This is a genomic window from Nocardia sp. NPDC055029 (assembly GCF_053608525.1).
Genome location: NZ_JBSGVQ010000001.1, coordinates 176134 through 188463, shown reverse-complemented (window position 1 = coordinate 188463; position 12330 = coordinate 176134). Strand labels below are relative to the sequence as shown.

Below are 12330 nucleotides of genomic sequence, written 5' to 3'. Positions count from 1 at the left end.
CGTTGCTCACAAATCCCGGCTCACCAACTGGAGTCGGTGACACCTCGGTGGGCGGTGTGCTCGGACGAGCCGTCGGACCCGGCAGCGTCCCGCCGTTCCCGCGAATTCGGTGGGGCGGTGGATACTTCGGGCAGGACCGGCATCTCGCTCTGGAGGTCGGGCATGCCCGCGATCAGTTCGGACAGCTTCGGCAGCCTGGCCCGCTGATCGCGCATCGGCTCGAGCAGTTCCTGCGAACGGCGCGCGACCTCGGCGGCGGCCTGCTGGGCAGCCTCGGTCACCGCTTTGGCGATCTCGGAGTAGCCGAGATCACCGATATCGGTGGAGAACTTCGTCTCGATCACGGTGCCGTCGGCATTGACCGTCACCGTGACTCGCTTGCGCACCGTGGCCGACGCGGTCAGCTGCGCCCGCTCCTCCTGGACCCGGGTGATGTTCTTGAACTGCTGTTGCAGGCCTGCTAGCGCGGACTCCATAGTCGCCCGCGCGGATTCGTTCGCCATCTATCGCCGCCGATCCCTGGTCACCGGAAGTTACCTTCGCCTTCGAGATCCATGTCGCGCAACTTGTCCGCGGCCGTGGTCTGCGCATCGGAGTAGCTGTCCATGGTCTTGGCGGCATTGCGGCCGCTCTCCAGCAAGCCGTCGCGCCCGGCTTTGTAGCCGCTCTCGCCCTCGGCGAAGGCGTTTCCGGTGGTGTCGTGGCCCCACGGCTCGCCACGGGCATCGAGTGAGTTCACCAGGTTGTCGAGCACACCGTTGACCCGATCGCGGACGTCCCCGGTCTTACCCGCGGCCTTGCGCAACAGATCCTCGTAGACCTTGACCTTGTCGGCCATTTCGCCTCCTCCACCGGTATCCGCACCGGCAGGCCGCCGGTTCCGCACATCATGCGACGATCCCACCCGCAATCGACATCATCATGTACGAACGGTTAACACCCGGCGCGTCAACGGTAGCTCACCGAGTGGTCCGATCAGCTAATACGCGTTCTCCCATTGACTTTCGGTACGAGCCAGCAATTCGTCGATGATCTTGTCGATCCGCTTGGCCAGCTGCACCGGGCTCATCCCGACAGCGACCGGCGCGTCACTCGGTTGGGCCACCACGTATCTGCCGTCGCCGGGCAGGTCGCGCCACACCAGCGCACGCCGGACGAGACCGCGGGGACCGAACGACGAATGGATCTGATCGATGACGATCGCGCCCGCCCGGTCGGCGGGGGTGTTGAGGAACTTCCCACTCCGCGCCGCCTCGGAGGTATCGGCGTACTCGGTGACCAGCGACATGCCCATATCGTCGTCTGGCTCGCCGGATTCGTCGACGACGATGGGAATCGCGGGGAGCCGGCCTGCCTGCGTCGGCGGCAGCAGTCCGACGACCGCGTCGGCGATGCCACGTGGCCCGCAATCCGAGATGTCGTATCCCCGTGCGTGATTCACGGTCTCCCCGGGTCGCTGGGTGATCAGGTAGCCATGCGCGCCGAGTCGCGCGGCGCGGGCGCGCACCCACTTCGCGGGGTTCTGGAAATCGTCGTCGCACCAGCTCAGCACACGCACTTGAACTTCCGGGCGTGCGATAACCGGCAGCACATCCCGCAGCGCGGGATCCATGGTGTGCTCGAGCTGTCGCCACAGCTGGAACTTCTCGTGCTGGTAGTCATCCAGGTATTCCGTCCTGGACTGAAACCGCAGTGGCGCCGGCATCGACCGCCTGCCGATGATGCGTTCCCACAGCACGCGGAATTCCAGATCGGTGAACTCCCATCGCTGGGTCACGACTCGACCGCCGGCTGTGCGCGCATCGCCGACTGGGCCGCGCCGTCCTCATCGCCAGGAAGCGGAGTCAGCCGGACCAGCGGCTCCGAACTCGGAGCCGCGGCGATAACCGGATAACTCACGCTCCACCCGTCACCGGACCCGTCACCGCCGATCCCGGCACCGACCGGCGCGCTCGCCGCCGCGGCGACCCCGTCGTCGGCACCGCCGTTACCCGCGATCATCGGGGTGAACAACGGGTCCATGCCGGGAATCGACGCGCGGGGGAACAGCCGCGCCGCCGCCCCCTGCGCGGAGCTGCTCGCCGGTTCGGTCCCCGCGGCCGGCTGGGCCGCCGGATCGGTGGTGACCGGAATCCCCAGCAGCTGAGCCAGCGGCTGCAACGCGGGCGTCGAACCGATCACCGCCGCCACGTCCGGGTACTGCTGGAGCAACCCGGTGACGTCCGGCTGCGCGGCCGCCGCTGCCTGTTGCTGCGCGGTCTGCCACTGCGAGATGGCCTCGATGATGGACGGAACCGTTTGCAGGCCCTGGCTTATCGCCTGCGACAAGGCACTCACCAACGACGTGATCGCTTCGGTGCCGCTCGATCCACTCTGTCCGGTTGCCGAGCCGGTACTTCCCGAGCCGGCGGATCCGGCGCCACCACTCGATCCGCCGGAACCGGTTCCAGCGCCGGACTTCCCGCCGGCCTGGTTCGCCTGCTGTGCCTGCTGCGCGGCTTGCTGGGCTGCCTGCAGCGCCGCTGCCTTCTGGGCCGCGTCCTTCTGTGCCGCGTCCTTCTCGGCGGGGGTCTGCTGGTCGAGTACGTCCTGCAAGCCCTTGTTCAGGCCCGTCCCCGAACCGGGTCCTGCGCCGGAGCCACCACCGGTGCCACCACCGGTGCCGCCCCCGGTGCCACCACCGCCGGTGCCGCCGCCGCTTCCGGATCCGCCACCCGACCCGCTGCCGCCACCGCCCTTTCCGTCGCCGCCGCCCTTTCCGTCGCCGCCACCGCCCTTGGGCTTCCCGGCCTGGCTGACATCGAAAGTGCCGGGCTTGAGCGGCAGGGTGAAGACGGGGAAACCGGTGTCGGACACGGAGATACCGGTGACGTAGATCTCGTCGAACTTGTCCCGGTAAGGCTGGATGTCATCGTCGCACCCATCGGTTTGCGCGTCGGTAGGCATCGCTGCCTTGGTGCGGCTGAGCCACTGCGATGAGTACAGGTAGTTGTTGGCGACCCAGGTCATCTCCTTCGCCAAGGTTTTGACGTTGGCTCCGTACCTGCCGATCGATTCCAGGGCGGAGTCGGCCCCCTGGCTCTCCCAGCCGTCCTTGGTGAGCTTGGCCAGTGTCTTTTCCAGCCCACCGTCCTTACCGATTTCGGTGTCGAGCGACTTCGCCATGTCGGCCCACATTTTGCCCGCGTCGAAGATCGGCTGAGCATTGATCGTCTTACCCAACGGAATCAGGTCGCCGTACTCGAGCTTGTCCGAGTTCTCGACCTTGATCGGGCTCAAGCCGTTCTGCGGCTGATGCAGGCTGTTGTCGGCCAGCTTCGGGTCCTTGTACTCGACCGACTTCGGCGGGGCGTACTCGACCGTTCCGCCGCCGACCTTGAAGTCCTCCAGGGCCTTGAACTTGCCCTCGGAGCCCTTGTCGTTCTCGATGTAGGCCAGCCCCGAGTCGCGGAACATGTCGGCCATCGCCGTCAGCGAGGCGATGTGCTGATCCAGGACACCGATGAGCTCCGTGCCCTTGGTCGAGAATCGGCGCGCCAGTTCGTCGCCGGAGCCGAAGCCACCGAAATGGGACGGAATCGGCGAGCTGAAGGTACCGACCAGGGCGGCGTCCCGATATCCACGCACCTGATACACCATGGCCGCGCAGGCGTTGGCGCAGTCCGTGGCGACCTTCGGATCAATCCGGACCTTGCCTGCTCCGGCCAGGCCCTCCCACGGAGACTTCTCCACCACGCCAGCCACTCCTCGGCTTACCCAATCGACGACACTCGCGCGAAACACCGTATGCAGCAGTGTTTACGGCGGGGTGGACGGCGAGTGAAACTCGCGTCGAAACCCTTTTCCAGCCAACCACATCCGCCGCCCCGGCGCATCAGCTTCGGTCGGCGGCTACCGCCGCGCCAGCTGCCCCTCGTAGTGGTCGCGAACAGCTTCGAGCCGGTCGCGGTCGAAACTTCCCGGCTCGGCGGCGAACATCGCCCGCCCCCGCGCGGAACCGAAGGCGGCGGCGGGCACCGACGCCTCGGCCACCGGAATGAATTTCAGCACTTCCTCGACCGCGGCCGCGGCCGTCGCCACGGCGTGCCTGGTCGCGGCGGTCCACTCGCCGTCGCCGGGCCCCGCCTGGTCGGCGCAGATCCGCGAATAGTGCAGCCACTCACCGGGATCGAGCAGTTGCGAGGGCTCGTCGCCACCGAAACGCACCCGCTCGGCCTGCGGCGGCAAGATCTGGTCTGGCAGCCGGAACACGTATTCGCGCCGCTCACCACATGATCCGCACTCACCGGTGTATCTGCTGGCGGGCCCGTCGGCCTCGATGACCGCGCTACGGAATTCACACCGCCGCTCACCACACGTTTCGCATGCCCGCAGCCGGAGGAACAGGCGGGCCTCGGCGTTCGTCCGCGCGAGCCGCAATACCGTTGTCATGACTCGTCCTCTCGTGCAGGCGGCGCGGCGAGCTCAGGGTAGAACGCCCGTTCAGCCGGGCGTAACCGGGCGATCTGTAACTGACCGGCGCCGAGACAGATCGGGCAGACCCGCTGTTCCCGGCACTCCGGGCACGCTCGCCGCAGTCCGGCGTCATCGAGTACCCAGCCGAGGCCACCGCACGCCGGGCACCAGCCGAGCCCGTCGCATTCGTAACAGAGCACATGATCCGGTTCGACCGTTTCCGCCGTGCGAACGGGGTCGGGGAGCTCCGGTGCTCGTCGGGCCCGCAAGGCCACCGCCGGTGTCACGCCGGCGTAGACGACATCGCCGGTCGCGGGCCACACCCGCACGTCGATCCGGAACCCGGCAAGGCTGCCGGTCACCACGACCCGCGCCGCGACCGTGCCGGCACGACGTTCCTCGGCGATGTCGAACCCACCGGCGGAGAAGGCCTCGACGGCGCGGCGAACGGCCTCGTCGGCGGAGACCCCGGCGTCGAGGCCGGTCTGCGCCCGGAGCGCGAATCGATAGCGCAGCGGCTCGGTCCATTCGGCGACCTCGGGCGTATCGGGCAGCACGGAATCGGGGATCACCGCCGCCGGCGTGACCTGGGCGGCGATGGTCCGCACCTGCCCGAGCAGCACTCGGCCGAGCCGGCGTAGTTCCGCGTCGGCTCCGGGAACCTCAGTCATCCATCCTCCGACCACGCACCCTAGCCCACCTCACTCGATGGTCGACTCCACACCGATCGCCGCGCCCGTGGCGTCGGCCTCGGCGTATTCGATGGAGCAGTCCAGCCCGGCTCCCCGGCAGGCACCGGCGAGCACAGCCAGCCGCTCCGCCGCCCTGGCCGGTTCCGCTTCCACGATTCCCTCGAGCAGATAGAAGGTATCGCCGGAGCCGGGCGCACCTGCCTCGTGGCAGTACACCTCGATGGTGTCGTCGCGGTAGGTCGTTTCGTATCCGGTCCGCCGCACGGCCATCGTCAGCTCGGGTCGCACGAGCCAGTCACGCAGGAGCGCGATCATCGCCTCGTGACTGTCCGTCTCGATGTCGCCGTGGAAGGTTGTGCGGGCCATGCACCGAGCATGCCATGTCACCTGATCCGCCGTACCGGACCGGCAACCCCTGTCGTTAATATTCCGTTAGCGTTGGCATGGTTGGGAATTCATGTAATGATCGAATCCGGTACACCCAGGACGAGTCGAGGTGCGAGATGACTGATCCGGTCAAGGTCCACATCAGTAATCTGCGCGGCACGGGTGGCGATCTCGACGACCTCGCGAGCCGGATCGGCGACATCCTCGCCACGGTCACCGCCGCCTCGTCGGCGCACTGGGGGCGCTGGGGAGCCGACGAATTCGGTGAGAATTTCGCGGAGGGCGAGCACGGATACCGCGCCTCGGATACCAACCTGCAGGCGGTCGTCGCCGCGAAAGTCGCTCTGCTGCAGTCCTATTCCGGGGCTCTGATCGATGGGGCGAACCGGTTCCAGACCGGCGAGAACGCCAGCGAGGCCAGCTTCCGCTGACCGGGCCGCCGTCGAACACAGCACCACAGCGGACCGCGTAGGTAGGAGTAACCGATGGCGAACGAGGCGGCACGGGCCCAGCTGGAAGATCTGGCCGACACCGTGCGCGAGGGAATGGCAGCCATCGCCCGCGCCCAGCAGGAGCAGTCGCAACTGACCGCGACAGCGACGGCGGCGGCGGGCCGGGTGAGCGTGGTGGTCAACGCGGAGAACGTCGTCATCCAGGTTCGCTTCGCCGACAACATCGACGATCTCGGCTATCCGGAAATCGCCCGCGCCGTCACCACGGCGACGCAGGACGCCGCGGCCGCCATGCACCGCAAGACCAAGGATCTGCTCGATACCTTGCGCGCCGACAACGCGCGCATTCCGCGTCTCTCGGAGTACCTGCCGGGGATGCCGGATGTGCACGACATGATCCCCGAACCCCCGCGCGCCCCGGTCACCCCGCCGAGCGCGCGCCGGCGCGACAGCGAACCCGGCGACGGCACAGTGCGATTCACCGCGCTGCCGGAAGCGGCCGAGTCCGCCTGGTGATCAGCTCGCACCGCGCAGGCGGGGGTCGCCCTTGTCCGGTCTAGCCTCGGTTTTCGATCTCGTCCCCGACTGGATTCTGCAGGCACTGAACTTCGGGCAGGCTTATCCGAAGGGCGACGAGGACGATCTGTTCGCTCTCGGCGACGCGTGGAAGCAGGCGGCCGCGGACCTGCGCGAGCTCGAACCGGACCTGCGCGCCGTCACCGACGCCACCGCGAAGTTCTACAGCGGCGAGGGCGCGGTCGCGGTCAAGACGGAGCTCGGCAAGCTGTTCGACGGTCCGCATTCCGTCGACGAACTCGCCAAGGCGCTCGAAGAGCTGGGCAACTACACCCGTGACGGCGGCACCCAACTCGAGTACACCAAGATCATGGAGGGCTGCTTCGCCCTCATCACCGCCTATACGATCTACGCGTTGATCGCGGCGTGGCCGTGGGGTTCGGCCGGTGTGCCGCTGGCATTGGCGGCGGGCCGGACCACGATCGGGATGGCCGCCAATCGCGGCCTCCAGCAGCTGGCGCTGGAGGCGGGCCGGGTCGGCCTGCGCACTCTGCTCAAGCCCTATCTGAAGAAGATCGCCATCGCCGGTATGAAAGCGGGCGCCATGGGCCTCGGCCTGGACGGCGGCATCCAGGCCTATCAGCTCGGCGCGGGTCACCGCGATTCGTTCGACATCGGCCAGAACCTGCGCACCGGATTCGAATGGGGTGCGGGTGGATTGGTCGGCGCCCCCGTCGGCATGGGCATGCACAAGCTGCTCGGCCGCACCGGATTGAACCCCGCCATGCGCGGTCTGGTCAGCGGCGTGGTCGGTGGTAGCGCGGGTGGCCTCGGCATGTACGGCGGCGGGCTCGCCTGGCAGATCGGAGATCAGCTGGCGCACGGCTACTTCGACCCGAACAAGATCGACACCACCTTCGACCCGAAGCTGGTCATCGTCGGTGCCGCGCTCGGCGGCGCACACGGTGTGCGGCACGGCGCTGGAATGGGCCGCGCGCCATCGATGGATTCGCCCCGGGTGTCGCCTACCGGAGCGTCGGCAGCGAAGGCGCCGGTGGTCACCGAGGCGTCGGTGCGCGACGGCAAGGCGCTCTACCACGATCTGGCCAAACAGACCCATCCCGACCGCTTCGCAGCCGGGCCCGAGCAGAACCGTGCCCGCGACGTGTTCCAGCGCGTCAACGACGTCAAGATCGATTCGAAGGGTCAGTACAGCGACCAGCATGTGGCACGGCTGGAACAGCTGCGCTCGGAGTGGAACAACGGCGCCGCAACGCCACGTGACGGCAGCGCGGGACGGCCGTCCGAGGCAGCGATGCGCGCCGAAGCCACGGGCCGGACCGACTCCGGCGCCCGAGCCGAAGGCGGTTCCCGGGCACCCGAATCCGGTGCGCGCGCGACAGATTCGGGCGCCCGGGTCGCCGAGCGGCCGGGAACGACCGCGCCGGAATCACGAGCGGGCGACCGCGCGGCGGCCAAGGACGGCGCCGGCCGGACCGACCCCGCGAAGAACCACACCAGCCGGGCAGGCGTCGCCGAGAAGAGCGGTACCGAATCGAATCTCACTGCGGCGCACAAGGACCGCCCCGCCGCAGTCGCAAGCGAACAGGGTCGGACCGAATCCGGGCCGGTCCGCGCCACCGCCGAGGCCCCGCCGGGCACGGGCGAGCACAGCACGCCGAAAGATGCCGTGCCGGAACGACATCGGGCCGGGGAACCAGAACTCGGCCGCAGCGAACCGCCCGCGGCCCCCGAGTCCACCCGCAACGAACCGGCCACCGTCGACCCGGTCCAGAGCATCACCGAGAACGTGCGGTCCTGGATCGCCGAGCGCCCGGGCCGATTCGAGCTCACCTACACCGATGCCGAGCTGGCCACGATCATCGGCGAAGGTCGCAGGCTCGGCCTCGATCACCGGACCATCGAGGACCTCGTGCAGGTCGGCTCCCGCACCGCCAAGCCGATCACCGCGCCCGAACTCGCCCAGCAGATGCACAACTGGGTCGAGGTCGTCGCCGAACGCGGATACCCGTACAAGTTCGCCGATGCCGCGGAATTCCGGCAGTTCAGCAGCGATCTGGTCGGCGGCCTGCGGGAAGCGGGCCTGCCGGTGGGCGACATCGTGGTGCAGGGCTCGTCGCTGCGGACGCCGCGTGCCAACGACGTCGACCTGGCCGTCTTCACCGATCAGAGCACCTTCGACCGCATGCTGGTCGACCGCTTCGAGGGCAAAGTGGCGCTCAAGCCGGTCGGCGACGCTTTGCGCACCCTGGTGCCGTTGCGGGAGCTGTCACACCCGCAACTGGTGGCCCTCGCCGACCACATCATGGCCAACCGGCCGCTGTACAACAGCGAGGCGAAGACCTTCGCCAATGCCACGCTCAACGGCATCATCAGCTCCAAGTCCGATATCAGCATGCCGCTGAAATCGGTGAGCAAATCCATCCAGGAGCACTACCCCGGCCAGAACATCGAGTCGATCTCGATCCTGGTGCGCGACGGCCTCTTCGACACCAGGCCGGCACTGCCGGTGACCGAACCCGGTACCAGGGCAGGCAGCATGGTCGACCCGCACCACGGCACTGCCGCGAGCGTCGGGGAGTTCCACGCCGACGCCCGACCACCCACCCGGCCGGATCTGACCACCCGCGAGGTCGTCCACATGGTGGAGGACAACCTCGCGGTGGTCACGCCCGAGGACGTCGCCTGGAACCGCGACCACAAACGCTTCTACCTACCCGGCCGCGGCGACATCCACGTGCAGGTCGGGCCGACGACCGGCGGCGCTGTCGCCGAATTCCTGGCCAGGCCCGACGGCACCGGCTACGACGTGCATGTCTCGCCCCGCGCCCGCGACCAGGACGTGGTGCGCGGTATCGCGCACGAACTCGCCGAGATCAGGCTCGCGCAGGAACCCGAGATCGTCATCGACCCGGTGCGGGAACGTCCCGACCGGATGACCGACCACCTCGGCGGTCGCTTCGCCGAGGTCCGGGTGCTGTTGAACAAGATCGACGCGGCCACCATCGACCCCGCACGTGCCGGCCAACTGCCCGGGCTGCGTCACGATCTCGCCGATCTCGCCGCACACATCGACCTACGTCAGGGCAGCACCACCGAGAATCTGCTGACCAGTCACGATCCGCTACTCGCGCACCGCTACGCACTCGAGCGATCCGGCCTGACCGAGCAGCGTCCGCTCTTCGGCGAATCCCTCACCCCCACCGAATTCGACCGTGGCAGCGCCACGCATCTGGCGACCATGAGCGAGCTCGCGGTGGGCGAACACGTGCGTGACCTGGTCACCAACGAACGGCGCGGACTCGACGCGCGCATGCGGGAAGAGCTGACCCGGCGCCTCTTCGACCCGATCTTCGAAAACCCCAGCTTCCGCGAAGCGCGTCAGCTCGTGCCGATGAAGCACCTCATGTCCTCACTCGACCCGCTCAATGTGGCCGTCAACGACCCGAATCCGACACCGGCACAGCGCGTCCGCGACCTGCACGAGGCCATCGACAGGTTTCACACCGCGATGCCGGAACCGTTCCGGAACGCGCTGGGACCCGACGCGTTCCAGCGCATGTACGACGCGGCGGACGCACTGGCCGCCACGCCGAACCGCTCCGCCGGCGTGCTCGAACACAGCACCGGGCGGTTCGAGATCGACGGCGCCCCCGGGTCGATGAGCGACCTCCTGCACAGCGTCGACCGGGCGAACCGGACCGCCACCGAGAACGGCATCAATATCGAGTACACCGTGATGATCCACGACCCGGTCCAGGGCGTGTCGGCGGTGGAGATCATCCCCAGGCCCCGGCCGCTGCATCGACTTCCCCTGGAGCAGAACGTCTTCGGGGATTACAACACGCCTGCGTCGCTGGTCCATCGCCCGCCGACCGGAGTGCCCAACGGGCACACCGTCGATGTCGGTGTCGGGCGCAGCGCGTTCGGTGTCGAGATGACGCCGCCCGCCGACCGCACCGGTGGCGGGCTGGTCGTGAAGACCGAACTGGCCGAGTTCTTCGCGATTCCGAGCCAGCGCAGGCGCAGCCTCGGCATTCTCGACCCCGGCCCGCTGACCGAGGCGGGCACGGTGCTCGTCTTCGGCGACATGCTCGGCGGTGGACACATCCTGGGCGACGGCGGCACGGGCGGCGTCGGCCGGATCTTCGTCAACAATGTCAGTGCCAAGCTGCCGCCCGAGGCCTACCTGGCGATCGCGGCGAATCTGGAGCACACGCTCGCCCCCGGCGGCCGGATCGAACTGCAGTGGGACATGAAGTCCGAAGCCGCCGATCCCAGCAAGGGCACGCCCGGCGACCGGGGCCACATCGACGGCGACCAGCTGTGGACCGCCCTGCTCGATCACTACGACAACCGGCCACCGTTCCGCATCGAGGAGTACACGGAATTCCCCGGCGCGGGCAACAACGACTACGACTACACCATCGACGCCGGCGCCAGCAATGTCCTGAACAAGGACAAGATGGAAATCTACTCCCCGCCCAGGCCCGACCACCGCATGGTCATCGTCTACGACCCGACCCTCAGCGGGCGGCTCGCTCCGCCGCGTCCACGGTGACACCGGCCAGCGTCAGCTGGTACAGCGCCGCGTCCACATCGAACGCGTCGCCCGCGCCGAACACCTCGATGACCTCGGCGCGGGTAACGACACCGCGCTCGGCGGCCGCGACCAGCGCTCGGGCCGCGGTCCGCTGCCGCTCGCTCGCTCCGGCGCCGAGCAGACCGACCACCACCCGGGTCGCGGTCTCGGCGGTCCAGATTCCGGGTACGGCCTCGGCGAGGTGATCGGCGACGGGTGACTCACCGCGGTACCAGGTGCCGTTGTCCCACCAGTAGCAGAACGACAGCAGACCGCGACCGGCCCGGGTATTCACGACCGGATCCGCCACCCACTCGGGGGCGCCGGCGTAGAGCGCGGGCAGCTCGGTGTCCTCGTTGTACGCGGCGTCGAGGGCCATCGCGTTCCACACGCCGCCGGAGAGCACGGCGCGCCCGCCCGGTACTTCGTACACCGTCGATCCGCTGTGGGAACCACCTTCGAACCAGCCGAGCGCGGGCAGCATCCGCGGTCCCCGCGACGACCCAGCCGCGACGAACGCGGCCGCGATCACCGCCCAGCGGGCACGCAGCAGCGGGTACGGCGGAAAATCGAACTCCGACACCGTCGCTCGTACACCGGCGGCCGCGTCACCGCGTGCCTGCCGCGCCGCCACACCGGGCGAACGCAACTGCCTGCCCGCATGGTGCAGATAGGCGGCCAGCCACACCGGCAACCGATCACGCGGATAGACCGCGAGGTCGGCCAGATAGACCTGTGGTTCGAAGATCTGGTCGTCCGGGAACTGTTCGTCGCCGTAGTCGTGGTCGACGTCGAGTTCGCCGGTACTGCTCATCGACATCACCAGCCGCCACCACGGCCCGTCACCGTAGCCCGCCGACAGTGCCCGATGCTCGCGAACCGCGTCGAGAATGTCCCCGGTCGGCGTCACCCGCACCGTACCGCGCTCGTGCTCGAACAGCAGATGCGCCACCTCGGCCGCGACAGTCACCGCGAACACCGCTGTCAGCTCGCGCCAGCCGGCGGGCCCGAGCGCCGCGGACTCCCGCGCGATCCGATACGCCAGCTCGGTGATGGCCTCGGCCGGATCGGGCGCCGCGGTGGTTTCCGCCACCGGCGATCCGAGCGAGAACGGCACATCCGGGTCGCCATCGGATCCGCTCATATCAGGCACCAGCCTGCCGACCCCGACCAGGAAGTCTCGTCACCCACACCACTCGCTCCTCGTCGCACACCACCGACGGCT

General features: G+C 68.5%; 11 protein-coding genes. 3 read left to right on the top strand and 8 right to left on the bottom strand.

Annotation, left to right across the window (positions count from 1 at the left end; genetic code table 11):
• Positions 1–20 precede the first annotated feature (20 nt).
• The 7 genes from ACWF9G_RS00765 to ACWF9G_RS00735 form a co-directional block, all read right to left on the bottom strand.
• Positions 21–503, bottom strand: a complete 483-nt coding sequence (locus ACWF9G_RS00765; protein WP_452512621.1) for a YbaB/EbfC family nucleoid-associated protein — start codon at positions 501–503, stop codon at positions 21–23.
• A 20-nt stretch (positions 504–523) separates the two neighbouring features.
• Entirely contained in the window at positions 524–838 is a 315-nt protein-coding gene (locus tag ACWF9G_RS00760; protein ID WP_452512619.1) for a hypothetical protein, read from the bottom strand.
• 141 nt (positions 839–979) lie between these two features.
• On the bottom strand, positions 980–1777 hold the full coding sequence (locus ACWF9G_RS00755) for an ESX secretion-associated protein EspG (protein WP_452512616.1): 798 nt from the start codon (positions 1775–1777) through the stop codon (positions 980–982).
• Complete coding sequence (locus ACWF9G_RS00750) at positions 1774–3735, bottom strand: hypothetical protein (protein WP_452512614.1); 1962 nt, start codon at positions 3733–3735, stop codon at positions 1774–1776. Before ACWF9G_RS00750 ends, ACWF9G_RS00755 begins: the two co-directional genes overlap by 4 nt.
• 156 nt (positions 3736–3891) lie before the next feature.
• A complete protein-coding gene (locus ACWF9G_RS00745; protein WP_452512613.1) occupies positions 3892–4431 on the bottom strand; it encodes a hypothetical protein in 540 nt (179 codons plus the stop codon).
• The gene (locus ACWF9G_RS00740; RefSeq protein WP_452512611.1) at positions 4428–5126 is read right to left on the bottom strand and encodes a hypothetical protein; all 699 of its coding nucleotides are present in this window, start codon (positions 5124–5126) and stop codon (positions 4428–4430) included. The genes ACWF9G_RS00745 and ACWF9G_RS00740 overlap by 4 nt, the downstream gene beginning before the upstream one ends.
• Before the next feature lie 30 nt (positions 5127–5156).
• Entirely contained in the window at positions 5157–5513 is a 357-nt protein-coding gene (locus ACWF9G_RS00735) for a hypothetical protein (protein ID WP_452512609.1), read from the bottom strand.
• A 137-nt stretch (positions 5514–5650) separates the two neighbouring features.
• Between ACWF9G_RS00735 and ACWF9G_RS00730 the strand changes: the two genes are divergently transcribed.
• Genes ACWF9G_RS00730 through ACWF9G_RS00720 form a run of 3 tightly spaced genes read left to right on the top strand, consistent with a single transcriptional unit; the run spans position 5651 to position 11084 of the window.
• Positions 5651–5965, top strand: a complete 315-nt coding sequence (locus ACWF9G_RS00730) for a hypothetical protein (protein ID WP_452512607.1) — start codon at positions 5651–5653, stop codon at positions 5963–5965.
• 54 nt (positions 5966–6019) lie between these two features.
• Positions 6020–6502, top strand: a complete 483-nt coding sequence (locus ACWF9G_RS00725) for a YbaB/EbfC family nucleoid-associated protein (RefSeq protein ID WP_452512605.1) — start codon at positions 6020–6022, stop codon at positions 6500–6502.
• 31 nt (positions 6503–6533) lie between these two features.
• Entirely contained in the window at positions 6534–11084 is a 4551-nt protein-coding gene (locus tag ACWF9G_RS00720) for a WXG100-like domain-containing protein (RefSeq protein ID WP_452512603.1), read from the top strand.
• Here ACWF9G_RS00720 and ACWF9G_RS00715 read toward each other — a convergent pair.
• Positions 11050–12249, bottom strand: a complete 1200-nt coding sequence (locus tag ACWF9G_RS00715; protein ID WP_452512601.1) for a hypothetical protein — start codon at positions 12247–12249, stop codon at positions 11050–11052. The two genes, ACWF9G_RS00720 and ACWF9G_RS00715, sit on opposite strands and share 35 nt — an antisense overlap.
• Between the last annotated feature and the right edge of the window lie 81 nt (positions 12250–12330).